24 protein-coding genes and 1 pseudogene are annotated in these 25642 nt (G+C 55.4%); 14 read left to right on the top strand and 11 right to left on the bottom strand.

Going from position 1 to position 25642, the window contains the following annotated elements; genetic code table 11:
* The first annotated feature begins 184 nt into the window (after nt 1-184).
* The 7 genes from rsxA to nth are packed head-to-tail and all read left to right on the top strand — an operon-like array spanning nt 185 to nt 7041.
* Nucleotides 185-766, top strand: coding sequence for an electron transport complex subunit RsxA (gene rsxA, locus VRC33_RS10060; RefSeq protein ID WP_034895270.1), 582 nt, complete (start codon nt 185-187; stop codon nt 764-766).
* Nucleotides 766-1341: an electron transport complex subunit RsxB gene (rsxB, locus tag VRC33_RS10055; RefSeq protein WP_338563387.1), complete on the top strand. Its 576-nt coding sequence runs from the start codon at nt 766-768 to the stop codon at nt 1339-1341. Before rsxA ends, rsxB begins: the two co-directional genes overlap by 1 nt.
* Entirely contained in the window at nt 1334-4027 is a 2694-nt protein-coding gene (gene rsxC / locus VRC33_RS10050; RefSeq protein ID WP_338563385.1) for an electron transport complex subunit RsxC, read from the top strand. Before rsxB ends, rsxC begins: the two co-directional genes overlap by 8 nt.
* Nucleotides 4028-5089: an electron transport complex subunit RsxD gene (gene rsxD, locus VRC33_RS10045; RefSeq protein ID WP_338563383.1), complete on the top strand. Its 1062-nt coding sequence runs from the start codon at nt 4028-4030 to the stop codon at nt 5087-5089.
* Nucleotides 5089-5718 carry an electron transport complex subunit RsxG gene (gene rsxG / locus VRC33_RS10040; RefSeq protein ID WP_338563381.1) on the top strand — a complete coding sequence of 210 codons (630 nt, stop codon included), beginning with the start codon at nt 5089-5091 and terminating at the stop codon, nt 5716-5718. The genes rsxD and rsxG overlap by 1 nt, the downstream gene beginning before the upstream one ends.
* Nucleotides 5711-6412, top strand: a complete 702-nt coding sequence (locus VRC33_RS10035; protein ID WP_338563378.1) for an electron transport complex subunit E — start codon at nt 5711-5713, stop codon at nt 6410-6412. The genes rsxG and VRC33_RS10035 overlap by 8 nt, the downstream gene beginning before the upstream one ends.
* On the top strand, nt 6409-7041 hold the full coding sequence (nth, locus tag VRC33_RS10030) for an endonuclease III (protein ID WP_338563376.1): 633 nt from the start codon (nt 6409-6411) through the stop codon (nt 7039-7041). Before VRC33_RS10035 ends, nth begins: the two co-directional genes overlap by 4 nt.
* Before the next feature lie 137 nt (nt 7042-7178).
* Here the strand turns inward: nth and betA are convergent, their stop codons facing one another.
* The 3 genes from betA to betI form a co-directional block, all read right to left on the bottom strand.
* Nucleotides 7179-8849, bottom strand: coding sequence for a choline dehydrogenase (gene betA / locus VRC33_RS10025; protein ID WP_338563374.1), 1671 nt, complete (start codon nt 8847-8849; stop codon nt 7179-7181).
* 65 nt (nt 8850-8914) lie between these two features.
* A complete protein-coding gene (gene betB / locus VRC33_RS10020) occupies nt 8915-10372 on the bottom strand; it encodes a betaine-aldehyde dehydrogenase (protein WP_338564228.1) in 1458 nt (485 codons plus the stop codon).
* A gap of 26 nt (nt 10373-10398) precedes the next feature.
* On the bottom strand, nt 10399-10995 hold the full coding sequence (betI, locus tag VRC33_RS10015; protein WP_338563371.1) for a transcriptional regulator BetI: 597 nt from the start codon (nt 10993-10995) through the stop codon (nt 10399-10401).
* A 659-nt stretch (nt 10996-11654) separates the two neighbouring features.
* Here betI and dtpA point away from each other — a divergent pair.
* The gene (gene dtpA / locus VRC33_RS10010) at nt 11655-13148 is read left to right on the top strand and encodes a dipeptide/tripeptide permease DtpA (protein ID WP_338563369.1); all 1494 of its coding nucleotides are present in this window, start codon (nt 11655-11657) and stop codon (nt 13146-13148) included.
* Nucleotides 13149-13200: 52 nt separating this feature from the next.
* On the opposite strand, the gene VRC33_RS10005 is transcribed toward dtpA, so the two are convergent.
* A complete protein-coding gene (locus VRC33_RS10005) occupies nt 13201-14085 on the bottom strand; it encodes a pyridoxamine 5'-phosphate oxidase family protein (RefSeq protein ID WP_338563367.1) in 885 nt (294 codons plus the stop codon).
* 2 nt (nt 14086-14087) lie between these two features.
* Entirely contained in the window at nt 14088-14705 is a 618-nt protein-coding gene (locus VRC33_RS10000) for a glutathione S-transferase (RefSeq protein ID WP_338563364.1), read from the bottom strand.
* Nucleotides 14706-14801: 96 nt separating this feature from the next.
* Here VRC33_RS10000 and VRC33_RS09995 point away from each other — a divergent pair, with 96 nt between their 5' ends.
* The gene (locus VRC33_RS09995) at nt 14802-15710 is read left to right on the top strand and encodes a LysR family transcriptional regulator (protein WP_338563361.1); all 909 of its coding nucleotides are present in this window, start codon (nt 14802-14804) and stop codon (nt 15708-15710) included.
* A 109-nt stretch (nt 15711-15819) separates the two neighbouring features.
* The gene (gene gstA / locus VRC33_RS09990; protein ID WP_338563358.1) at nt 15820-16443 is read left to right on the top strand and encodes a glutathione transferase GstA; all 624 of its coding nucleotides are present in this window, start codon (nt 15820-15822) and stop codon (nt 16441-16443) included.
* Between the two features lie 221 nt (nt 16444-16664).
* On the opposite strand, the gene pdxY is transcribed toward gstA, so the two are convergent.
* From pdxY to anmK, 5 genes and pseudogenes are all read right to left on the bottom strand, one after another.
* Complete coding sequence (gene pdxY, locus VRC33_RS09985) at nt 16665-17525, bottom strand: pyridoxal kinase PdxY (RefSeq protein WP_338563356.1); 861 nt, start codon at nt 17523-17525, stop codon at nt 16665-16667.
* A 63-nt stretch (nt 17526-17588) separates the two neighbouring features.
* Complete coding sequence (gene tyrS, locus VRC33_RS09980; protein ID WP_338563354.1) at nt 17589-18863, bottom strand: tyrosine--tRNA ligase; 1275 nt, start codon at nt 18861-18863, stop codon at nt 17589-17591.
* Between the two features lie 135 nt (nt 18864-18998).
* Nucleotides 18999-19655: a pyridoxamine 5'-phosphate oxidase gene (pdxH, locus tag VRC33_RS09975; protein WP_338563351.1), complete on the bottom strand. Its 657-nt coding sequence runs from the start codon at nt 19653-19655 to the stop codon at nt 18999-19001.
* 63 nt (nt 19656-19718) lie between these two features.
* Complete coding sequence (locus VRC33_RS09970) at nt 19719-20030, bottom strand: MliC family protein (RefSeq protein WP_338563348.1); 312 nt, start codon at nt 20028-20030, stop codon at nt 19719-19721.
* A gap of 16 nt (nt 20031-20046) precedes the next feature.
* Nucleotides 20047-21113: pseudogene (anmK, locus tag VRC33_RS09965) on the bottom strand (anhydro-N-acetylmuramic acid kinase).
* A 336-nt stretch (nt 21114-21449) separates the two neighbouring features.
* Between anmK and slyB the strand changes: the two are divergent.
* The gene (slyB, locus tag VRC33_RS09960; protein ID WP_338563343.1) at nt 21450-21917 is read left to right on the top strand and encodes an outer membrane lipoprotein SlyB; all 468 of its coding nucleotides are present in this window, start codon (nt 21450-21452) and stop codon (nt 21915-21917) included.
* Nucleotides 21918-21949: 32 nt separating this feature from the next.
* Here slyB and slyA read toward each other — a convergent pair whose 3' ends face one another.
* Nucleotides 21950-22393, bottom strand: coding sequence for a transcriptional regulator SlyA (gene slyA / locus VRC33_RS09955; RefSeq protein WP_338563340.1), 444 nt, complete (start codon nt 22391-22393; stop codon nt 21950-21952).
* Between the two features lie 127 nt (nt 22394-22520).
* Here slyA and VRC33_RS09950 point away from each other — a divergent pair, with 127 nt between their 5' ends.
* Genes VRC33_RS09950 through VRC33_RS09940 form a run of 3 tightly spaced genes read left to right on the top strand, consistent with a single transcriptional unit; the run spans nt 22521 to nt 25637 of the window.
* A complete protein-coding gene (locus VRC33_RS09950; protein ID WP_338563337.1) occupies nt 22521-22757 on the top strand; it encodes a DUF1656 domain-containing protein in 237 nt (78 codons plus the stop codon).
* Nucleotides 22758-22761: 4 nt separating this feature from the next.
* Nucleotides 22762-23619, top strand: coding sequence for an HlyD family secretion protein (locus VRC33_RS09945; protein ID WP_338563335.1), 858 nt, complete (start codon nt 22762-22764; stop codon nt 23617-23619).
* Nucleotides 23616-25637, top strand: coding sequence for an FUSC family protein (locus VRC33_RS09940; protein WP_338563333.1), 2022 nt, complete (start codon nt 23616-23618; stop codon nt 25635-25637). Before VRC33_RS09945 ends, VRC33_RS09940 begins: the two co-directional genes overlap by 4 nt.
* Nucleotides 25638-25642: the final 5 nt, after the last annotated feature.

Below are 25642 nucleotides of genomic sequence, written 5' to 3'. Positions count from 1 at the left end.
TCTGAAAACCCGTGCGAAGAGAGTCTGAGCCCGAAAATGGGGGGATTCTTTAGTGAATATGCTGAAAAAAACAGCTAATTTTTAATCCTGCGTGCGCCAGGGGAATATCCTTACTGGTGATGAGTTGTCGTCAGGCTCCCAATGTCCGATAATAAGCGGCTTTCATTTTTTATCAGGCGTAAACATGACCGACTACCTGCTTCTTTTTATTGGCACAGTGCTGGTGAACAACTTCGTTCTGGTGAAGTTTCTCGGCCTCTGTCCCTTTATGGGCGTTTCCAAAAAACTGGAAACGGCGATTGGCATGGGACTCGCCACCACTTTTGTTATCACCCTGGCCTCGATCTGTGCGTGGCTGGTGAATCACCTTATTCTGTTACCGCTGGACCTCGTTTACCTGCGTACCATGGCCTATATCCTGGTGATCGCCGTCGTGGTGCAGTTCACCGAAATGGTAGTGCGTAAAACCAGCCCGGATCTTTATCGCCTGTTGGGCATCTTTTTGCCGCTGATCACCACCAACTGTGCGGTGCTTGGGGTGCCTCTGCTGAGCGTTAACCTCAATCATACTTTCCTGCAGGCAGCGCTGTTTGGGTTCAGCGGGTCACTGGGCTTTTCTCTGGTGATGGTGCTGTTTGCCGGCATCCGCGAGCGCCTGGTGCTTGCTGAAGTCCCTGCCCCTTTTAAAGGCTCATCGATTGCCCTGGTGACCGCAGGTCTGATGGCGCTGGCGTTCATGGGCTTCAGCGGACTGGTGAAATTCTGATGAGTGCCGTCTGGATTGCCATTGCCGTATTAAGCGCGCTCGGGCTCATTTTCGGTGGCCTGCTGGGCTATGCCTCCCGCCGTTTTGAAGTGGAAGAAGATCCCATCGTTGAGCAGATTGATGCGATCCTGCCGCAAAGTCAGTGCGGACAGTGTGGCTACCCCGGCTGCCGCCCCTATGCGGACGCGGTGGGTAACAATGGGGAAATGATCAACAAGTGCGCGCCCGGTGGCGAGCAGACCATGCTTAAACTGGCCGCCCTGTTGAACGTTGATCCCCAGCCGCTGGGTGAGGAAGCCGTTGCCGAACCGCAGCGCACGGTCGCCTGGATTGATGAAGAGAACTGCATCGGCTGCACCAAATGTATTCAGGCCTGCCCGGTAGACGCTATCGTGGGGGCTACCCGCGCGATGCATACCGTGCTCAGCGACGTCTGTACCGGCTGCGACCTCTGTGTTGCTCCCTGCCCAACTGACTGCATTGAGATGCGCCCGGTTGCCACTACAACGGCGAACTGGAAGTGGGATCTGCAAACCATCCCGGTCAGAGTTATTCCTGTGGAACGTCATGCGTAATCTGTTCAAATTATTTAAAAAAGAACCGCTATGGGATTTTCAGGGTGGCATTCATCCACCGGAAATGAAAACCCAGTCTTCCGGCACGCCGCTGCGTCAGCTGCCGCTTCCTGCCCAATTTATTATTCCTGTAAAGCAGCATATCGGCCATGAAGGTGAGCTGCTGGTCAGCCCCGGCGATAAAGTGCTGCGCGGCGAGCCTCTGACCTTCGGACGTGGCCGTATGCTGCCGGTACATGCTCCAACCTCAGGCAGGGTGGAAGAGATTGGCCCGCATATGACGGCGCACCCTTCAGCGCTGGCAGAGATGTGTATTTTTATCACCCCGGACGGTGAAGACCGCTGGTGCGAGCTTCATCCGGTTGCTGACTATCGTCAGGCTGACCGTGGTGACATTGTTAATCTTATCCATCAGGCTGGTGTTGCGGGTCTTGGTGGGGCGGGCTTCCCTACGGCCACCAAGCTGAAAGGCGGTTTGCGGGGCGTTAAAACGCTGATCATCAATGCCGCTGAGTGCGAACCCTATATCACTGCTGACGACCGTCTGATGCAGGACTGCGCTGAAGAAGTGATTGAAGGCAGCCGCATCCTCGCGTGGGTGCTGCAATCCGAACAGGTCCTGATCGGAATTGAGGACAACAAGCCGGAAGCGATTGCTGCGCTTAAACAGGCGCTGGGAAAAGCGACAGATATTCAGGTACGGGTTATCCCGACCAAATACCCTTCCGGTGGCGCAAAGCAGCTGACTAAAATCCTGACCGGGCTGGAAGTGCCACACGGTGGACGCTCAACGGATATTGGCGTGCTGATGCAGAACGTCGGCACCGCTTATGCGGTTAAGCGCGCCATTATTGATGGTGAGCCACTGACCGAACGTGTGGTCACGCTAACCGGTGAATCCATCGCTAAACCTGGCAACGTCTGGGGCCGGTTGGGCACCCCCATCAGCCATCTGCTGCACAATGCCGACTTCAGCCCCGCCTCCGGTCAGATGGTGGTGATGGGCGGCCCGCTGATGGGCTTCACCCTGCCGACGTTGAACGTGCCGGTGGTGAAAATCACTAACTGTATTCTGGCCCCTTCCCCCAGCGAAATGGGTGACAACGAGGAGGAGAAATCCTGTATTCGTTGCAGCGCCTGTGCGGATGCCTGTCCGGCGGCGCTGCTGCCACAGCAGCTCTACTGGTACAGCCGTGGTGCCGACCATGATAAAGCGCGCGAGCATAATATTGCTGACTGCATCGAATGCGGTGCCTGCGCCTACGTCTGCCCAAGTAATATCCCGCTGGTGCAATATTACCGTCAGGAAAAAGCCGAAATTCGGGCTATCGACCTTGAAGCCGAGCGTGCCGCTCAGGCGAAAGCCCGCTTTGAAGCGCGTCAGGAGCGACTTGAGCGTGAGAAACAGGCGCGTGAAGCGCGTCATCAGCAGGCTAAGCGGACCTCCAGCACTAACGATCAGGGTGAGATTGCTGCTGCGCTGGCAAGGGTGAAAGCGAAAAAACAGCTGGAAGATCAGCCTGCAGAGGCTGACAGCCCCACCCTTTCAGCCCAGCGTACCGCAAGGCATGCTCAGGCAGTCGCCCATGAAGCAGAAAGGCAATCTGAAACCGAACCAGCCACCCGTCAGGTTGGCGACCCGCGTAAAGCGGCGGTGGAAGCGGCGATTGCCCGCGCCAAAGCGAAGAAAGCGGAACCTGATGCCTCTGGCGATCCGCGCAAAGCAGCGGTAGCGGCTGCTGTTGAGCGCGCCAAAGCGAAAAAGGCCGCGCAGGCTGCGGAGAAATCCGCTGGGGCGCCGCCGGTGGAAGCTGAAGCCGGACAGGTTGCAGCTGAATCGGTGAAGGCCGAAGCCGGAGAGGTTGCAGCTGAAGCACCGGTCGATCCGCGTAAAGCGGCGGTGGCTGCTGCTATTGAGCGTGCTAAAGCGAAGAAAGCCTCGCAGGCGGCGGAGAAATCCGCTGGGGCCGCACCGGTAGAAGCCAGTGCCGAACCGGCGAAGGCCGAAGCCGGACAGGTGAAAGCTGAAGCACCTGTCGATCCGCGTAAAGCGGCGGTGGCTGCTGCTATCGAGCGTGCTAAAGCGAAGAAAGCCGCGCAGGCAGCGGAGCAATCCGCTGAGGCGGCACCGGTGGAAGCCAGTGCCGAACCGGCGAAGGCCGAAGCTGAAGCCGGAGAGGTTGCAGCCGAAGCACCGGTCGATCCGCGTAAAGCGGCGGTGGCTGCTGCTATTGAGCGTGCTAAAGCGAAGAAAGCCGCGCAGGCGGCGGAGAAATCTGCTGAGGCGGCACCGGTGGAAGCCAGTGCTGAACCGGCGAAGGCCGGAGCCGGAGAGGTTGCAGCTGAATCGGTGAAGGCCGAAGCCGGAGAGGTTGCAGCTGAAGCACCGGTCGATCCGCGTAAAGCGGCGGTGGCTGCTGCTATTGAGCGTGCTAAAGCGAAGAAAGCCGCGCAGACGGCGGAGAAATCCGCTGCGGCGGCACCGGTAGAAGCCAGTGCCGGGCCAGGTGAGGCTAGTGCCGAACCGCCGAAGGCTGAAGCCGGAGTGGTGAAAGCTAAAGCACCGATCGAAAATCATTCTGAAGGATCGCCAGCCACGGCTGAGGATCCCCGAAAAGCGGCAGTGGCGGCGGCCATCGCACGTGTTAAAGCGCGCAAGGCGCAGCATTCTACGCAAGAGGATTAAATGGCTTTTCGTATCGCTAGTTCGCCCTACACACACAACCGACGCAGCACCAGCACCATTATGCTGCTGGTGCTGGTTGCCGCCCTTCCCGGCATTGCCGCCCAGTGGTATTTCTTTGGCTGGGGCAACCTGATTCAGGTACTGATTGCGGCTGTTGCAGGGGTAGGTGCAGAGGCCGCCATCCTGAAGCTGCGCAAAATGCCGCTGGCCAAAACGCTGGGCGATAACTCCGCCCTGTTGACCGCCCTGCTGCTGGGGATCAGTATTCCTCCGTTAGCGCCCTGGTGGGTCATCGTTATTGGTACCGTGTTTGCGGTGGTCATTTCCAAGCAGCTGTATGGCGGTCTGGGTCAGAATCCGTTTAACCCGGCGATGGTCGGCTATGTGGTGCTGCTGATCTCCTTCCCGGTGCAGATGACCAGCTGGTTACCGCCTGATGCATTACAGTCGGTCACCCCCAGCTTTATGGATACGCTGAGTATGATTTTTCACGGTCATACCCTGAATGGTCATTCCATGCAGCAGTTGCAGATCGGCGTGGATGGCGTCAGTCAGGCCACCCCGCTGGATACGTTTAAAACTGGCCTGCGTGCCGGTCACAGCGCGGAACAGCTGCTGGCTCAGCCGATTTATGGCGGCGTTATTGCCGGGATCGGCTGGCAGTGGGTGAACATTGGCTATCTGATTGGTGGTCTGTTCCTGCTGTTTACCAACAGCATTCGCTGGCATATTCCCGTGAGTTTCCTGCTGTCGCTGACTCTGTTCTCCACGCTGGGATGGGCATTTTCCGCTGACAGCCTGGTGTCGCCGTGGATACATCTCTTCTCTGGCGCAACCATGCTTGGGGCCTTCTTTATCGCCACCGATCCGGTTACCGCTTCTACCACCAATAAAGGCCGCCTGCTTTACGGCGTGCTCATTGGTCTGCTGGTGTGGCTGATCCGCAGCTTTGGCGGCTATCCTGACGGCGTGGCCTTTGCGGTCCTGCTGGCTAACATTACCGTGCCGCTGATCGATTACTACACGCAGCCGCGCGTTTACGGCCACAGGAAGGAGAAGTAATGCTGGATGCCATTCGTAAAAACGGCGTCACGCTGGCGCTGTTCGCCGCCGTGACGACAGGCGTTACCGCAGTGATTAACGCCGTGACCAAGCCGACTATTGAGCACCAGACTGCAGTGCAACAGAAAATTCTGCTGGATCAGGTGGTGCCACCGGAGCTGTATAACAACGCCATACAGCAGGAGTGTTATCTGGTCAGCAATCCGGCACTCGGCAATGGTCAGCATCATCTCTACCTGGCGCGTAAAGATGATAAGCCGGTAGCCGTGGCCATTGAGACTACCGCCCCGGATGGTTATTCTGGTGCGATTCAGATGATTGTCGGCGCCAACTTTACTGGCCAGGTGCTGGGGGTTCGTGTGGTTGAACACCATGAAACACCCGGCCTTGGCGACAAGATTGAGCTGCGGATTTCTGACTGGATTAACAGCTTTAACGGTGTGCAGCTGCACGGCAAGGACGATGCGCATTTTGCCGTAAAAAAAGACGGTGGCGATTTTGACCAGTTTACCGGTGCCACCATCACGCCGCGTGCCGTGGTAAACGCGGCGAAACGTGCCACGCTTTATATCGAAACGTTGCCGGGGCAGATTGCCTCGCTGCCAACCTGTGGAGAGTCCAATGAGTGAAGCAAAAACCCTGCTGATTGGCGGGCTGTGGAAGAATAACTCCGCGCTGGTTCAGCTGCTGGGGCTCTGCCCGCTGCTGGCAGTGACCTCGACCGCCACCAATGCGCTGGGCCTGGGCCTGGCGACAACCCTGGTGCTGACCTGTACCAACAGCGCCATTTCCGCCTCACGCCGTTGGGTCCCTGCCGATATCCGCATCCCGATTTACGTGATGATCATTGCAGCGGTAGTGAGCTGCGTTCAGATGCTGATAAATGCTTACGCCTACGGTCTGTATCAGTCGTTGGGGATTTTTATTCCGTTGATCGTCACCAACTGCATCGTGGTGGGACGTGCTGAAGCCGTAGCCTCAAAAAGCAGCGTGCCTCTTTCAGCGCTGGACGGCATGGCTATAGGATTGGGCGCCACCAGCGTAATGGTTGTGCTGGGTTCCCTGCGCGAGATTATCGGTAACGGCACCATTTTCAACGGCGCGGATCAGTTACTGGGGCCGTGGGCCAAAGTGCTGCGCGTGGAGGTGGTGCACTTTGATTCTCCGATGCTGCTGGCGATGTTACCCCCCGGCGCGTTTATCGGTCTGGGCATGCTGCTGGCGGCCAAATACCTGATCGACAATAAAATGAAAGCGCGGGCGGCTCTGAAAGCGGAGCAGGAAGCGAAAACCCTGCCAGAAGGAAAAGCGAGTGCGCTGTGAATAAGGAGAAACGTCAGCAAATTTTAAGCCGACTGCGGGACAACGATCCGCATCCCACCACGGAACTGGTGTTCACTTCCCCTTTTGAACTGCTGATTTCCGTGCTGCTCTCGGCGCAGGCCACGGATGTCAGCGTGAATAAGGCCACCGCGAAACTCTACCCCGTTGCCAACACCCCTGCGGCCATCCTCGCGCTGGGCGTGGAGGGCGTAAAAGAGTACATCAAGACCATTGGCCTGTTTAACACCAAAGCCGGGAACGTGATCAAAACCTGCCGCATGCTGGTGGAAAAACATCAGGGTGAAGTGCCGGAAGATCGCGAGGCGCTTGAAGCCCTGCCCGGCGTGGGCCGTAAAACGGCTAACGTGGTGCTTAATACCGCATTTGGCTGGCCTACCATTGCGGTGGACACGCATATTTTCCGCGTCTGTAACCGCACAAATTTCGCCCCTGGCAAGAATGTTGAACTGGTGGAAGAGAAGTTACTGAAAGTGGTGCCGAAAGAGTTCAAGGTCGACTGCCACCACTGGTTTATCCTTCACGGACGTTATACCTGCGTGGCGCGCAAGCCCCGCTGCGGCTCCTGCCTGATTGAAGATCTTTGCGAGTTCCCGGACAAAACCGATTAGTAGACCCGTTAATATCAGCCTGTTTAGCAGGGGTTGATTTCACAGTGAGTTACCATGAAAAAGGGGCGGAATATTTTCCGCCCCTTTTTTACAGAGATCGCTGTACAGCCAGTCGAATCCCTTTGTCCTGCAAGCTTTTAGCCAGCCGTCACGTCAGCTTTTTCACGCTGCAACTGGTAATACTCGGCGGTGGAAAGAGCCAGTGGCGCTTTACCGCGGATCAGATCCGCCATTTTCTCAGCAATCATTACCGTCGGCGCGTTGAGGTTACCGGTGGTGATTTGCGGCATGATGGACGCATCCACCACTCGCAGATTCTGCATACCGTGAACGCGGCCTTCTGCATCCACTACCGCCATCTCATCGTTGCCCATCGCGCAGCTGCCGCAAGGGTGATACGCCGTCTCTGCGTGCTCGCGGATAAAGGTATCGATATCTTCATCGCTCTGCACATGCGCGCCTGGCTGGATCTCTTCGCCACAATATTCTGCCAGTGCCTGCTGCTGCATGATTTCACGGGTCAGACGCACTGCGTTACGGAACTCCACCCAGTCACGCTCTTCAGACATATAGTTGAAGAAGATCGAAGGAGCAGCATAGGGATGCTTTGAGGTCAGCTTCACGCGACCACGGCTCATCGAACGCATTGGACCAACGTGCGCCTGGAAACCATGTTCTTTCACCGGGCTGCTGCCGTTGTAGTTGATCGCTACGGGCAGGAAATGATACTGCAGATCCGGCCAGTCTGGCTGGTCATCGCTGCGGATAAAGCCGCCCGCTTCAAACTGGTTGCTTGCGCCAGTGCCGGTACCGTTAAACAGCCACTCGGCTCCAATTGCAGGCTGGTTCCACCATTGCAGCGAAGGATAGAGGCTCACCGGCTTTTTGCAGCGGAACTGCATGTAAACTTCCAGGTGATCCTGCAGGTTGCGACCCACACCCGGTAAGGCGTGGACCACATCAATATCCAGCTCGCGCAGCCACTCTTGCGGACCAACGCCTGAACGCTGAAGAATTTGCGGCGAGGCGATAGCACCCGCACACAGCAAGACTTCGCGCGAGGCTTCTGCCTGCTCTTCTTTGCCATTGCGTAACCAGGAAACGCCCGTCGCCGTTTTGCCGCTGAACAGGATGCGATCGGTCTGCGCATGGGTCACGATGGTCAGGTTCGGACGCTGTTTTGCCACGTCCAGATAGCCACGTGCCGTACTGGAACGGCGACCCTGTGCGGTCACAGTGCGATCCATCGGGCCGAAACCATCCTGACGATAGCCATTCAGGTCATCCGTTTCGTGGTGACCTGCCTGGGTTGCCGCATCAATAAAGGCGCGGAACAGCGGATTGTTGCCCTTTTTGGGCGTGGTCACGCTGAGGTAGCCTTCACCACCGTGATAGTCGTTTTCACCGATATCGCGCTTTTCAGCCTTGCGGAAATAGGGCAGGCAGTTCAGATAGGACCAGTTTTCCAGCCCTTTTTTACTCGCCCAGTTGTCATAGTCCATGGCATTACCACGGATATAGCACATACCGTTGATCAGCGAGGAGCCGCCCAGACCTTTGCCGCGGCCACACTCCATGCGGCGGTTGTTCATTTTTGGTTCAGGATCGGTTTCAAACGCCCAGTTATAACGCTTGCCCTGCAGCGGATAAGCTAAAGCGGCTGGCATTTGGGTACGGAAGTCCCAGCGGTGATCTTTCCCGCCCGCTTCCAGTAAAAGTACCGATACGTCAGCATCCTCAGTGAGTCGTGTTGCAAGCACGTTGCCTGCTGAACCAGCGCCAATAATGATGTAATCAAATTTCTGCATTTAAACTCCAGAGAGCCGCGGCGTTGACCGCGGCAAATAATCAGTAAGACATTAATTCCGGCAAATCAGAATGCGGATGGATAGTCGCCCATCTCGATCAGGATTGATTTGGTGCGGGTGTAGTGATGCAGGGTTTCAAGCCCGTTCTCACGGCCCACGCCAGACTGCTTGTAGCCGCCGACAGGCATTGGAGCCGGTGATTCACCCCAGCTGTTCACCCAGCAGATACCCGCTTCCAGCTGGTGGATCACCCGGTGAGCACGGTTCAGGGAAGCAGTGAATACCCCCGCTGCGAGGCCGTACTGGGTATCGTTAGCGCGGTCGATCACTTCCTGCTCTTCATCGAATACCAGCACGCTCATGACCGGGCCAAAAATCTCTTCCTGCACGATGCGCATGTCGTCATGGCAATCCGTGAACACGGTCGGCTCAACGTAGCAGCCTTTAGCGAAAGCCCCTTGCGTCAGACGGGAACCACCTGCCAGCACACGAGCGCCCTCTTCTTTACCAATATTCAGGTAAGAGACCACTTTCTGGCAGTGTTCTTCGCTGACCAGTGGACCGAAGTTCACTTCAGGATCCCGCGGGTCGCCACATTTGATACCGGCCATTTTCTCCTGCAGACGTTTTTCAAACGCGGGCAGCAGTGAACGGTGGACAAATACACGGGTGCCGTTGGTGCAAACCTGACCGCTGCTGTAGAAGTTAGCCATCATTGCGCCATCTACCGCACGCTCCAGCTCTGCATCTTCAAAGACGATCAGCGGAGATTTGCCGCCCAGTTCCATAGTTACTGACTTCAGGTTGGCCAGCGCGGCATCCGCCATCACGCGTTTACCGGTGTTGATTTCACCAGTAAAGGAGACTTTGGCGATTTTTGGATGCTGGCTCAGGCCCTGGCCTACGGCCGCAGCACCCTGTACCACATTGAAGACACCGTCTGGCAGGCCAGCTTCGGTGAAGATCTTCGCCAGTTCCAGCACGCTCAGCGGCGTCACTTCGCTTGGCTTGAAAATCATGGCGTTGCCGGTAGCCAGCGCAGGAGCGCTCTTCCACATGGCAATCTGAATCGGGTAGTTCCAGGCACCGATTCCGGCACAAACACCCAGCGGCTCGCGACGGGTATAGACCAGCGCGCTGTCACGCAGGGGGATAGATTCACCCTCTACGGCTACAGCCAGACCAGCGTAATACTCCAGCACATCGGCACCGGTCACGATATCGACAGCGGAGGTTTCACTGATGGGTTTACCGGTGTCCGCTGTTTCCAGCTCGGCCAGTTGCTGATTACGCTCACGCAGCAGAGCAACAGCCTTCAGTAATACGCGGCTGCGCTCAACCGGCGTGTATCCACGCCAGATGCGCTGGCCCGCTTCTGCGGATGCCACAGCACGATCGATATCCTGCTGGCTGGCAGAGGTAATTTCCGCCAGCACTTCGCCATTGGCGGGATTGATGGTGGTGAATGTTTCGCCATGACCGTGCTCTTCACGGCCATTGATATAAAGTCCACGGCGTTGCATATCTGCCATGCCTCCTCCTTTGGGGGTTAGTGTGCCGGGCCTGAAAGCCACAGCGCGAGATTTTGGTAGCAGAGTTCACGGGCACTCTCCAGCCCCTGCTCCATGGGTTGTGGCGCTAAGGTCATACGCAGCCACAAGCCATCAATTAATGCAGCAAGGCTTGCACCGGCGGCACGGGCCTGCTCTTCAGGCAATACCCTCGAAAATTGCGCCGAAAGGTTGGAAAAGAGTCGGCGGTCATTTATCCGCTGCAGCCGGTGTAAATTGGGCTGATGCAGACTGTTAGTCCAGAAGGCCAGCCAGGTTTTCAATACCGGCCCGGCCATCTGGGTCACATCGAAGTTGCCATCAATAATGGCGCGTATCTGCGACGCCGGTTCGGCATCTGCCTGCTTACGGTGATGATCGACGGCCAGATATAAGTCGGAAAGGATTTGCCGCATACAGGCATCCAGCAGGCCATTCTTGTCACCAAAATAGTGGCTGACAATCCCTGTGGAGACCCCGGCCTCTTTGGCAATCAACGCGAGGCTGGCATCGGCCAGTCCTACTCTGTCTATCACCGTCAGAGTGGCCTGGATCAGCTGCGCCTGACGGATGGCTTTCATTCCTACTTTTGGCATCGTTTCATCGGTTTTAGCTATTGAATGAGGGTAATGATAGCGTTTTTATATTGAACGTTCAATCAATAATAAGAGAAGCTTCTTTTTCTGGTCCTCTCCCGGTGTGAAAAAAGTGACATTTGGGGAAAATTGGCCGTGGTAATTGAAAAAAAATTTCCCGTCAGGCCTGGCGGGGCACAAATTGCTTAGTGGTTATTTTTCAATGATTAATATCTCTTTTTGATGTGAGCTTTGTCACATATATACCTTCCGCGGTGAGCAGAGGGCAAAAATACCGCATTACCTGGCGTCAAAAGCGGTCAATAAAGAATCTGATAGTGAATCATTTTGCACAAAAGCTATCAGGCGATATATTGACCTGAAAAACCACCCAGAGTGGGTTATGCTTCTGGATGATTAAATCATCCGCCACCCGCAGTGAGTTACGCTTAAAGAGATTTTTTTAACAGAACATTCATCCATTTAATCCAATTTAACCCTCAGTTAACACCGATTCAGTGCTTTCTGACAGTATTTGAAAAAACACTTGCCTGACGGGGCTCGATCGGCGAAATTAATCGCCGATTTTCCTTTCTTATAACCATGCGGCGAATGCCCACCCAAGTATAACGACGACTTAATTTTTGGGTCGAATCAGGATACGAACTTCAGAGGTACCAGTGTCAACTGCAAACAAACAACCCGAGGCGAGTAGCCTCAACGCGTTTAAGCAACCCAAATCGTTCTATCTGATTTTCTCAATCGAACTCTGGGAACGTTTCGGTTATTACGGCCTGCAAGGCATCATGGCGGTCTACCTGGTGAAAATGCTGGGAATGACTGAGGCCCAGTCCATTACGCTTTTCACCTCCTTCAGCGCGCTGGTCTATGGCCTGGTTGCCGTGGGCGGCTGGCTGGGTGACAAAGTGCTGGGCACCAAACGCGTCATTGTGTTAGGAACGCTGGTGCTGGCCCTGGGCTACGCGCTGGTCGCCTGGTCTGGTCACGATGTGGAGATGGTCTATTTAGGGATGGCGACGATTGCTGTGGGTAACGGGCTGTTTAAAGCTAACCCCTCCTCCCTGCTCTCAACCTGCTATGAGAAAGACGATCCCCGCCTTGATGGCGCTTTCACCATGTATTACATGGCGATCAATATCGGTTCCTTCTTCTCCATGCTGGCCACTCCCTGGCTGGCGGCGAAATTTGGCTGGAGCGTGGCGTTCTCGCTGTCGTTTATCGGCATGCTGCTGACCCTTGTAAACTTTATGTTGTTCCGCAAATGGGTGAAGCAGTACGGCTCGAAACCCGATTTCCAGCCTCTGCATGTCGGTAAACTGCTGGCTACGCTGGTTGGGGTTGTGGCGCTGATCGTGCTGGCTACCTGGCTGCTGCATAATCAGGGTATTGCCCGCCTGGTACTGGCCGTCATTGCTGCGGGTATCGTGCTGATTTTTGCTAAAGAAGCGTACGCTCTGAAGGGTGCCGCCCGACGCAAAATGATTGTCGCCTTCCTGCTGATGCTTGAAGCCGTGGTGTTCTTTGTGCTGTATATGCAGATGCCGACTTCCCTGAATTTCTTTGCCATCCGCAACGTTGAGCACAGCATTCTGGGTATCGCCTTCGAACCAGAGCAGTATCAGGCCCTGAACCCGTTCTGGATTATGATTTTCAGCCCGATTCTGGCCGCTATTTACAACAAGATGGGTGACCGTCTGCCGATGCCGCATAAGTTTGCGCTGGGCATGTTGTTATGCTCTGCGGCATTTCTCGTGCTGCCGCTGGGGGCGAAATTCGCCAGTGATGCAGGCATCGTCTCGGTTAACTGGCTGATCTTCAGCTATGCACTGCAGTGTATTGGCGAACTGATGATCTCCGGGCTGGGTCTGGCGATGGTGGCACAACTGGTACCACAGCGCCTGATGGGCTTTATCATGGGTTCATGGTTCCTGACCACCGCAGGTGCGGCGATGATTGCCGGTAAAGTGGCAAACCTGATGGCGGTGCCGGAAAATGTCACCGACCCGCTGCAGTCGCTGCACGTCTATAGCGATGTGTTTATGCAGATTGGCATGGCCACCGGCGTGATCGCTATTCTGATGATGCTGACGGCGCCTAAGCTTAACCGCATGACGCAGAGTGATGAGTCAGTGCTGAAAGAAGTTAAAGCCTGAAAGAGCTGACATAAAGAAAGGGCGACAGCAATGTCGCCCTTTTTGTTGCCTGCTATCCGGCAGCGATTGTGGAGTTAGCGTACTCTACCTGCAGTCCTGCTGCCGGTAAGAGTTGCCTGATACGCCAGACCTTATCTATTTCTACCGTCCAGTAACGCTCTGTCAGCCCAGCGGCTGTCGTATCCCAGTCGATCGCTGCACGTCCCTGAATATGCAGCGCCGCTCCCTGAGAGAAATCCAGCAACAGCAGCGCACAGCGCGGGTCAGTCAGCAGATTACCCAGGGTGTTCATATAGCGGTTGCCTGAATAATCCGGGATGCGTAATTTACCCTGTTCCAGAGTGATAAAACCCGGTAATCCCCCGCGATGTGAGATATCCACCCCATCCCGGCCCTCATGGCCCTGTGCCGCACTGGCAACCATCAGGGTATCCGTTGCCGCGATCAGGTAACGGGCATCTGCATCCAGCGATTCCAGTAGTTCTGTTTCAGCCGGACAGCTTGAGACCACCTGCGGCAAATCGCGTCGTTGAATATATTGCGGACAGTTGCCATAGCTCTCTTCTACGTGGATACCCAACCTGCCACCCGCCGTACCAGCTACTTTGCCATTGACCCGGTTTCGTCTTCTGTTAGCAAAGTCGATACCCAACCCGCCAACCGGGCTTCCGGGGATAAGCGGAGGCAACAGTGGCGCGCCCTTGATCGCAGCGAGGTCAACTTCCAGCAGCTTTTCCTCTCTGGCCAGGAGAAACCCCGGCTCGCCCTGAATGACCGTCGCCACAGGAAAGCCTTTCTCATCCAACGCTGCAAGGAAAAAGTACCGCAGGCCCTGATAAAACAGCCGGTGTTGTTCCGGCATGGCTGGCCAGACAGCCGCTCTTACCCGGCCATATCCCGCTTTTTCCTGCGCCAGTAACTCCCCCGGATGGAACATGATTACTCTCCCGCTGGCAAAGGCAATGGCGGTATAGCAACGAAGCCCGGCAGCGCCTCAACATTTTTCAGCCACTGCTGAATCGCGGGATAAGGAGTTAAGGCTATGCCGCCTTCAGGCGCGCAGGCGACGTAACCGTAACAGGCCAGATCGGCTAAGGTTGCCTGCTCCCCAACCAGCCAGCGTTTGCCGGAAAGATGCTGCTCCATCTGCGGCAGGAATTTCGCCGCCACGGCTTTAGCCGAGTCATAATTTTCAGGGGTGGAAAACTGTTTAATAAGCCTTGCTGATGCAACCCCATAACGGATCTCACCGGCCGCTTTCGCCAGCCACTGATGAACCTCCACTTCCTGCTGCAAATCTGCTGGCAGCCACTGACTGTCCGGCGCATAGCGCTTTACCAGCCAGATCAGGATCGCATTGCTGTCGGCAATCACCTTGTCCCCGTCTTTTAATACCGGGATCTGGGCAAAGGGATTGAGTGCGAGGAACTGTGGGCTTTTACGCACCTCCGCACCTGCTTCAATTTTTTCGCAGGGCAGATAGAGCATGTTCAGCAACAGCGTGACACGGTGAGCGTGGCCGGAAAGGGGCGTGGTATAGAGCGTCAGTGAAGTCATAGCGGGTCTCCTGTGTAAGAACTCCAGCATACTCTTGCACAAAACGGTGTAAATCCTGGAAAATAGCAATTCATAATTTCATTAACCGGAACAATCATGGACAAACTGGATGAACTTGAGGTGTTTGTCACCGTGGTTCAGCTGGGCAGCCTCTCCGCTGCCGCACGGAAATTACGCCGTTCGCCACCGACGATTACCCGGACGCTGGCTTCCCTCGAAACCCGCTTCGCCACCAGCCTGATAGAAAGAACCACCCGCAGTCTGGCGCCTACGCCTGCTGGTATGCAGCTTTTCGAGCGGGCAAAGGCGCTGCTGAATGACTATCAGCTGACGCTTCAGGACGCCACCAGAACGCAGCTTAACGGGCTGTTGAGGCTGACCGCGCCGGTTCAGTTTGGCCGCAAGCATATTGTGCCGCTGATGATGCAGTTTATGGACAGCTACCCGGATATTCAGATTGAGCTGCTGCTGAATGACAGTTATCAGGATTTAATTGAACAGGGGCTGGATATGGCGATCCGCATAGGTCAGTTACGGGATTCATCGCTGGTAGCTTATGAGCTGGGCAGCGTGCAGCGTATTCTGGTTGCCAGCCCTGATTATCTCGCCAGTGCAGGCTCTCCAGCTTCGCCCTCAGCCTTAACCAGCCATAAGCTTATTGCGGGATCTTCGATCAGTTCCGCTCGGGAGTGGCGCTTTGGCCCGGCCGAGAATCAGGATCGGGTGAGGATCCAGCCCGGTATTATGGTTAATGAAGTGGAATCCCAGCTGATTGCGGCCAGGGCAGGCAAAGGCATCACCCGCCTGCTCTCTTATCAGGCCTTTGACGATCTTAAATCAGGGCGCCTTTGTGAAGTGCTGTCAGAGCAGCGGCCGCCGGCTCAGCCTGTCCAGCTGGTGACGCAAAACGTGCAGTATATGCCAGCCAGGGTACGGGCCTTCTGGGATATGGCACGCCAGACTTTGCCGGGCCTCGATTGTTTTCAGCCCCTGAAAAGAGAATGATGATTAAAAAATACTCTATTTTAACAGGCGGGCCCGCCTGAAACGCTGACTTTTTAGCCAGTGAGCATTAAGCTGATAGAAGGTTTTGCCAATCCGCTAAGGAGCACCCATGAAACTCTACTGCCACTCAGGGATGTGCTCGCTCGCGCCTCATATTGTCCTGCGCGAATCCGGGCTGGATTTTACTTTGATATCGGTTGATCTGCAGACCCAACAGACTGAGCAGCATGAAGACTATCTGAGGATCAATTCCAAAGGGCAGGTTCCCGCCCTGCAACTGGATGATGGCACGGTACTGACCGAGGCAGTGGCTATTGTCCAGTATCTGGCTGACCTGAAACCGGACCGGCAGCTACTGGCACCCGCGGGCAGCCTGACCCGTTATCAGACGCTGGCCTGGCTTAACTTTATTGCCGCTGAATTGCATAAACGCTTTGAACCGCTGTATCACTCTGGCGTGCCGGAGGAGTACCGGTTGATGGTACGTGAGCAGCTACAACAGAAGCTGAACTGGGTAAATGGAGAACTGAAAGGAAAACACTGGCTGATGGGGCTGAGATTCAGCGTGGCAGATGCCTATCTCTATACCATCATGCGCTGGGCAAAAGAGACCGGGCTGGATTTTTCAGGCATGGCCGGGCTGGAAAACTGGTATCAGCAGGTGGAAGAACGCCCTGCGGTCATCGCGGCTTTAGAAGCTGAAGGGCTCAAGACTGAACACCAGAATGCTTAAATACCTGCACGGCTGAATGTCCCGATGACGGTTAAAGGCATTTTTCAATGAAACCCTCTGAATGCTTTCAGGCATCAGGCATTCAGTGGGTCTGATGCTTTAAGGCAACCGGCATTCAGTGGGCCCGCTGCTTTCAGGCAACCGGCATTCAGTGGGTCCGATGCTTTTTTGGTATCCGCCAGGTTTCCCTCAGCCAGGCTGAATGGGAAGAAGCCTTCCGCTTACAGTTTTACCGCGGCAAAATGCTGTTGAGGGTTAGCAATGCCCTCCTGAGCCGCAACCAGTTGCAGTTCATACTCGCCCATTTCATGCGTTTTGAGCATCACTTCATACACTGCGGCGGTCACGTGTTCCAGCGCGGCCTGCAAAGCTTTACCCTGCAGCAGATCCACCAGCAGCAGACCACTGGTCAGATCGCCCACGCCCACAGGCTGGCGTACGCCAAAATCGACCAGCGGACGGCTGATATGCCAGGCTTCATCCGCCGTGACCAGCAGCATTTCAAAGCGATCGCTGCGCAGACCTGCCCGCGCCAGATGCTTAACCAGCACCACTTTCGGCCCTCTGGCAATCAGTTCACGGGCAGTTGCCACGGCCTGATCCACATCACTGACCGCGTGGCCGCTGAGTATTTCCAGCTCCAGCAGATTAGGCGCAATGATGTCGCTGGCTGGCAGTGCCGCGTTGGTGTGAAACTCTGCCACGCCTGGCGCCACAATACAGCCTTTTTCAGGGTGCCCCATTACCGGATCGCAAAAATACCAGGCGTCCGGGTTGGCGGCTTTTACCTGACGCACGATCTCAAGGATCTGCTCGCCCTGTTCCGCCGAGCCCAGATAACCACTCAGCACCGCATCACAGGTTTTCAGGCGGTCAATTTCAGCAATACCTTTGACGATCTCAGTGAGATGCGTGGCGGGCATTACCACACCGGCCCAGTGTCCGTACTGGGTATGGTTGGAAAACTGGACGGTATTCAGCGGCCAAACGTTTGCGCCCATGCGGCGCATAGGAAATTCGGAAGCACTGTTCCCTGCATGGCCGTAGACGGTATGCGACTGTATAGAGAGGATGTTTTTCATAACAAGACCCTGGACCTGCCAAAAAGAAAGGCCGGCAAGACCGGCCTTCAGTAATGAATGTGTTTATTTCCAGACGATCAGACAGTAGTTTTTCTTGCCGCGGCGCAGCAGCGTGAAGCGGCCAAACAGGCGATCGGCATCCGCAAAGGTATACTCTGTGTCCAGCTGCTGTTCACCATTAATGCTCACGGCTTTTGAATCAATTAGTTTGCGTGCCTGCCCTCTTGAAGGAGCCAGATCGCCATCCACCATCGCCTGCTGGAGATCCTGTCCGGCTTCCAGCTCTACAAACGGCATTCCGTCCTGAGCCAGCTGGCGGAAGTCCGCTTCGGTCATGTCGTTCAGCGCGCCTGAGAACAGGCTTTTGGTAATACGTTCTGCCGCGGCCAGTCCTTCTTCACCGTGAACCAGTTTAGTCACCACTTCAGCCAGGACGTACTGAGCACGAGGCGCTTTGCCGCTGTTTTTGTCTTCTTCTTCCAGCGCGTTGATCTCTTCAAGACTCATAAAGGTGAAGAACTTCAGGAAGCGGTAAACGTCAGCATCAGCGGTGTTGATCCAGAACTGGTAGAACTTGTACGGACTGGTTTTGCTGGCATCCAGCCAGACCGCGCCGCCTTCGGTTTTACCAAACTTGGTGCCGTCTGATTTGGTGATCAGCGGCACAGTCAGACCAAAGACCTGATTCTGGTGCAGGCGGCGGGTCAGATCGATGCCGGAAGTGATGTTACCCCACTGATCGGAACCACCAATCTGCAACGCCACGCCGTGACGTTCATTGAGGCAGGCAAAGTCATATCCCTGCAGCAGGTTGTAGGAGAACTCGGTAAAGGAGATCCCCTGGTCGTCACGGTTCAGGCGCTGTTTGACCGCTTCTTTGTTGATCATCTGGTTTACAGAAAAGTGCTTACCGATGTCACGCAGGAAGGTCAGCACGTTCATGTTGCCAAACCAGTCATAGTTGTTTGCGGCGATGGCGCTGTTGTCGCCACAGTCGAAATCCAGGAACGGCGCGACCTGATGGCGGATTTTTTCCACCCATTCGCCTACCGTTTCGCTGGTATTGAGCTTGCGCTCGTCCGCTTTAAAGCTTGGATCACCAATCAGACCCGTTGCTCCTCCTACCAGCGCGACCGGGCGGTGACCCGCATCCTGGAAGCGTTTCAGGCAGAGCAACGGCACCAGATGGCCCAAATGCAGGCTGTCGGCAGTTGGATCGAAGCCGCAATAGAGTGCGATTGGCCCCTGCGCCAGTCGTTCTGCTAACGCCTCTTGATCCGTTACCTGGGCAATCAAGCCCCGCTCTTGCAATTGTGTGATCAGGTTACTGCTGGCCATCTGTGACTCCATGTAAAAAAGTCTGCACCTTGGCTGGTACACAGCTTTCCGCTACTTGCGGAAGAAAAAAATAAGGCATATAGAATAAAGCGCTGGCGCACTCTGTGCCAGCGCTTAACGGGATTATTTCGTGGATTACGGGGCGAGACGGTCGATTTTCCAGCCAGACTCTTCACGCTGGTAGAAAAAACGGTCATGAAGACGGTGTTCACCGCCCTGCCAGAACTCCATTGAGTCGATTTTGATGCGGAAACCGCCCCAGAAACTGGGGAGGGGCACTTCACCCTGCAGAAACTTCTGCTTCAGCTCAAGGAATTTGCCTTCCAGCACGCCACGGGCAGAGATACGGCTGGACTGTTTTGAGACCCAGGCACCAATCTGACTTTCACGCGGGCGGCTGTGGAAATACTTCATCACCTCAATTACCGACAGCTTTTCAACCGTGCCCAGCACCATGACCTGGCGCTCCAGCATATGCCAGGGGAACAGCAGGCTGATACGCGGATTGTTCTCCAGATGATGGGCCTTGCGGCTGCCAAGGTTGGTGTAAAACACCATGCCGCGCTGATCAAAATGCTTCAACAGTACGATGCGCTGATAAGGCTGACCCTTTTCATCCACCGTGGCTACGCTCATTGCGGTGGGATCGGGCAGCTGAGCCTCCACTGCCTGACCCAGCCAGTGTTCAAATAACGACAGAGGATCTTCAGGAAGATCGTTACGACGCAGGCCGCCACGAGTATATTCACGGCGCAGATGGGCAATGTGCTGCAGGGTATCGTTCTCGTTCATTTTCAGGTTTCTGCAGAAATGGGATGCGGCATTGTGCGCCTCACCCCGATGAGTTTCAACGGGTTAACTGCGATCCAACAGGCAGTCATTGATAATAATTTTATCGTTACGCTCGATAAATGCCCCGTCACCTTTTGACCAGAAAACATAATTCCCGTCGCTGTAGCGCGTTCCGGAAGCGGCTTCCTGCTGTTTCAACGTCAGCGGGTTACCATCCAGAATAAGGTTAACCTCCTGACGGGCATTATCAAGACTTACCGTCAACGGCATAGTTCCACAGGTGTAGTGCAGCATTTTCTGCTGCTCTGGCGCGGGGTGGAAATAGCTGCATCCCGATAAAAGGGCCAGCGTGGTGAGTAAAAATAGACGATTCATTTTTTCTCCTGAGTGGTTACAACTGGCGGTAATGGCGCGTATTGGCGGGATAAATGGCCCCCAGCACCGAGGCTTCTTTTGCACCGGTGACCGAAGGCAAATTCCCTGGCTGACCCGAGAGCGTGCGCCAGGCAAGCCAGGCAAACGCCAGCGCTTCCATGTCGTCGCCGCTGATCCCCGCCTCGTCGGTGCTGCCCACTTCGGTGCCGGGCAATTTAGCCGCCAGGCGGGCCATCAGTAACGGATTCCTGCTGCCGCCGCCGCAGGCTAACAGCCGCTCACAGCCGCCGTTCAGCATGACCTGTTCGGCAATGGTGGTCGCCGTGAGTTCCACCAGCGTGGCCTGAACATCCTGAGGTGCCAGGCCCGGGAAAAGTGACAACAGCTGCTCAAGCCAGGACATATTAAAGTATTCACGACCGGTAGATTTAGGTGCAGGCAGGGAGAACCAGGGATCGGAAAGCATCTTTTGCAGCAGGGGTAAAACCACACTGCCCTGGCTTGCCCATTGGCCATCCTTGTCATACCCCTTAGACTGATGCCGCCAGATCCAGGCGTCCAGCAGCATATTGCCCGGACCCGTGTCATACCCCCCACCGGCTTACCAGGGATAAGCAGTGACAGGTTGGCAATGCCGCCGATATTCAGCACCATGCGACGCTCTTCAGGATGCATCAGTATCGCCTGGTGGAATGCCGGAACAAGAGGCGCGCCCTGTCCACCCAGCGCCATATCACGGCGGCGAAAATCCCCAACCACCGTAATACCGGTGGCCGCGACAATCTGATTGTTATCCCCTATCTGCAGGGTGTTAGGAAAATCGCCCTGAGGCTCATGCCAGACAGTCTGACCGTGGCAGCCAATGGCGGTGATATCCTCTTTTTCCAGTCCCTGTCGTTGGATCAGCGTTTGCACGGCTTCGGCAAACAGCCGCCCAAGCTGCGTGTCGATCTGCCCCAGTTCTGAGAGCGTCAGGGACTGCCCCTGACAAATGTTCAGCACAGCCTGGCGCAGGGAGGCTGGCATCGGATGACAATAGCTGGCCTGCTGGGCCACCATATGTTCATCGATCGCGGCCAGCACCACATCAACACCATCCAGGCTGGTGCCGGACATAACGCCAATATACCGTCCTGATTTCATGGTTTTGCCTTTCGCTGTGGGTGTGCCTGAGTTCCGTTCTACAGCGTCGCAAAATTACCCCATCAATTCTATGATTAACTATTCAAATTTTGCTACAGGCAGAGTTTTCTGAGTCTGTTTGCTCAATTTACCGGCTGATTGATTCCTGGTTTATTTATGTTGCACTACGCTGTGGGTAACAGTTTTTTCCCCATTAATACGGCTTGTGCCATATAATTACCCTATTGATCGCTGCACTACGTTCTGCAGCACCTGGATAACTAAGGAGTTTTGACGATGATAAAGCGTTTATTAATCGTGGCACTGACCGGCGTGACTTTGGCAGGATGCTCTAACACTGACACGCTTTCCGGTGACGTATACAGTGCTTCTGAAGCCAAGCAGGTTCAGAACGTGACGTACGGTACGCTGGTTTCAGTGCGTCCGGTGCAGATTCAGGGCGGCGATGATAGCAATGTGATCGGAGCGATTGGCGGTGCGGTGCTGGGTGGTTTCCTGGGGAATACGCTCGGCGGAGGAACAGGCCGCAGTCTGGCAACAGCAGCAGGTGCAGTAGCGGGCGGCGTTGCGGGTCAGGGCGTTCAGGGCTCGATGAATAAAACTCAGGGCGTTGAGCTGGAGATTCGTAAAGATGACGGCAACACCATTATGGTGGTGCAGAAGCAGGCCGCCAGCCGCTACGCGGTTGGACAGCGTGTGACCATGGCCTCCAATGGTAGCCAGGTCACCGTTTCACCCCGTTAACTGAGCAAAAAAACCGGCGAAAGCCGGTTTTTTTATTCGTCGCGATGCTGAAGTTCCAGGATATTTTTTTCCAGCCGGGCGATGAGGGTCACCAGCTTGTCGATTTCACTTTGAGAGATACCTGACAGGATATCATCCCGCGTGGCATCGATAACATGCTCAACCTGGGTAATCACGGGCGCGGCTTCCTCAGTAAGCTTGATCCGTTTTGCACGGCGATCGCTGGCACAGGTCGTGCGGGTGATTAACCCCTTCTCTTCCAGCTGATCCAGCGTTCGCACCAGAGAAGGTTGCTCAATGCCGATCGCTTTGGCCAGCTGAATCTGCGACTGTTCAGGCGGCAACTGATGAATGTTGTGGAGGGTGACCCAGTGAGTCTGAGTCAGCTCCAGCGGCTTAAGGCGTTGGTCAATCAAAGAGCGCCAAATCCGCACTAATCTTGCGAGGTCCGTTCCTAATGGGGTATCCAATTTCATCTCCTTATAATTAGCTTGCTAGCTATTATGCCTCATTCCAGGGTATTCTGCGAGTATACAGGACAAAATACAAATCATCCGTCACGAAACCTGTTGTTCGCCCAGCCCGGTAACAAGGATTTTTCCCGTGGATAACACACTTTTTTCTTCATCCGCCCCGCTAACCGACCTGGTTTTTGGTGCCTCGGTCTACTTCCCCCCACTGTTCAAAGCCGTCATGTTGGGATTCTTCATCTGGCTTCTGCTCCATCCGCTGCTGCGCGGTTGGATCTACTCCGGTGAGATCTGGCATCCGACGTTGCTGGATCTCTCGCTGTTTATTCTTTGCGTCAGCGGTTCGCTGTGGCTTCTTATCTCCTGGTGATCAGATGAAATTCAGCACGTTAAAATACTTCTCTACGGTGATTTTCTTTGCTGCTGCCCTGGCTGCCGGCTGGTGGCTGTGGAATTACTATATGCAGTCTCCCTGGACGCGCGATGGCAAAGTCCGCGCCGAACTGGTCAGTATTACGCCGCAGGTTTCTGGCCGCATTGAGCAACTGCCGATCAGGGATAATCAGTTTGTGACTAAAGGCACACCATTACTGGTGCTGGATGATGAGCCTTTCCGGATTGCCGTGCTTAATGCCGGGGCTCAACTCGCCAAAGCCCAGTCGGACCTGTTGAAAGCACAGCATGAGGCACACCGTCGCCAGAGTCTGCCACGGAATGTGATTTCTGCAGAAGATCTGGATGCGGCAAACCTCAGCGCCAAAGCGATGGAAGCGGCAGAAAAAGCAGCCCAGGCCGGGCTGGACCAGGCCCGATGGAATCTCTCCCAGACGAAAATCACCGCCCCTGTTGATGGCTGGATAAGTAATCTTGAGGTGCGGCCGGGCAATTACGCTACCAGCGGCACGCCCCTCTTCGCCCTGGTCGACAGCCATTCATTTTATGTCATGGGCTATTTTGAGGAGACCAAGCTGCGTCATATTCGTCCGGGCTATAAAGCTTCCATCCGGCTTTACAGTGATAATCGTGAACTTCATGGCGAAGTGGAGAGCATTGGCCGGGCGATCTATGACCAGAGCGTGGAAACCGACAGCGGCCTGGTGCCGGATATCAAACCTAATGTGCCCTGGGTTCGCCTTGCTCAGCGGGTGCCGGTGCGTATTCGCCTGACCGGCGTGCCGGACGATCTGTCGCTGGTAGCCGGGACAACCTGCACCCTGTCCATCCAGCCATGAACCTGCGCTGGCTGGAGTGGCAGAACCTGCCCTGGATAAAAGCCACGGGTGCACAGTGGCGTTATGCCTTACGCAACAGCATCGCTATGTGCCTGGCTCTGAGCATCGCTTATGGTCTGCAACTCGATGAGCCTTACTGGGCAATGACCTCCGCAGCGGTAGTGAGTTTTCCTACCGTGGGTGGCGTCATCAGTAAAAGTTTAGGGCGCATCGCCGGCAGTCTGCTGGGCGCCAGCGCTGCCCTGCTCATTGCCGGCCACACGCTTAACGAACCCTGGCTGTTTGCGCTGGCTATGTCTGCGTGGCTGGCGCTTTGCACCTGGGTCGCCAACCATTATCAAAATAATGTCGCTTACGCTTTCTCTCTGGCTGGGTATACCGCCGCCATCATTGCTTTTACCTCAGTTAACATCACCGACATCAACGAGCTGTGGGACATTACGCAGGCCAGAGTCTGCGAGGTGATCTCCGGGATCCTGTGTGGCGGTCTGATGATGATGATCCTGCCCAGTACCTCCGATGGCGACACGCTGATCACCTCGTTAAAAGAGATGCATACGCGGTTGCTTGAGCACGCCAGTCTGTTGCTCCAGCGTGAAACCACAGACAACGTACGCAGCGCACATGAGAGCGTCATCAGCCAGATTCTGACCATGAACCTGCTGCGCATCCAGGCATTCTGGAGCCACTATCGTTTCCGTCGTCAGAACAACCTGCTCAATTATGTGCTGCACCAGCAGCTTCGGCTGACCAGCGTTATCTCAAGCCTGCGTCGGATGCTGCTCAACTGGCCCAATCCGCCCGAGGTACTGTTCAGCACCCTGCAGGCGTTACTGAGCGAGCTGGCCAAAAGTGACTGTAATAAATACCGGCTGGCGCAGATCCTCAGCGCGGCGGCTCCTCAGGATAAAACCGATTTCCGGCATCAGGCTTTCTGGCACCGGTTACGCTATTTTTGCTGGCTTTATCTGAATATCAGCCGCTGGCTGCGCCTGTTTGAACGTGCTGACGCTGATACCAGCCTTTCTCCTCCCAGAGTGCCTGCTCTTGCCCGCCATGCGGACAGTACTGAGGCCAGCTGGAGCGCCCTACGCACCTTCGTCGTTATTATGCTGGGCTGCGCGTTCACTATCACCACGCAGTGGGATTCCGGCGAAGCGGCAATCACGCTGGCGGCAATCAGCTGCGTGCTTTACTCGTCGGTTCCCTCTCCCACCAGCAGCGTTTCACTGCTGCTGAAGACCCTCGTGCTGCTGTCAGTTTTCAGCTTTATCATTAAATTTGGCCTGATGGTGCAGGTCAGCGTGCTGTGGCAGTTTTTGATTTTCCTGTTCCCGTTGCTTATCACACTGCAACTTTTCAAACTGCAACAGAAAAAGCGGGCCAGCCTCTGGGCGCAGCTGATTGTCTTCGGCGGCTCTTTTCTGGCGGTGACCAATCCTCCCACTTATGACTACCAAACCTTTCTGAATGATAATCTGGCCAAAGTCTGTGGCGTGATGCTGGCGTGGCTGGCTTTCCAGATCCTGCGCCCGGGTTCTGATAAACGCCGGGGTCGCAGGCATATCCGGGCGCTGCGGCGGGAATTTCTTGATCAATTGAGCCGCCACCCACATCTCAGCCAGAGCAGCTTTGAATCGCTGATTTATCACCGGGTAAATCAGTTAAATAGCAGTAGTGACGATCGGGCCCGACTGTGGTTGTTACGCTGGGGAGTTGTGCTGCTGAACTGTTCACATATTGTCTGGCAGCTTCGGGAATGGCACACCGATTCTGCCACGCTGGCTGGAATGCGGGATGCCACGCTGCGGGATCTGCACCGGATTATCAGCGAGCGCGGAATACACCAGGGTTCACTGACTGAAACGCTGGATGAATTACAGGAGATGGTGACCTCGCTCGCAGCGGAAGGCCGCGGGCAGGAAACAGAGCTGGCCGGGATTATCTGGCGACTGTTTTGTTCGTTGTCACAACTTCAGCAGGCGCTGCCGGAAGAAGCTCGCTCCGTCAGCGCCTGACCCCG

The sequence above is a fragment of the Erwinia sp. E_sp_B01_1 genome (genome assembly GCF_036865545.1).
GTDB lineage: Bacteria > Pseudomonadota > Gammaproteobacteria > Enterobacterales > Enterobacteriaceae > Erwinia.
The sequence above is the reverse complement of the archived record's forward strand: the minus strand, read 5'-3'. Positions and strand labels throughout refer to the sequence as shown.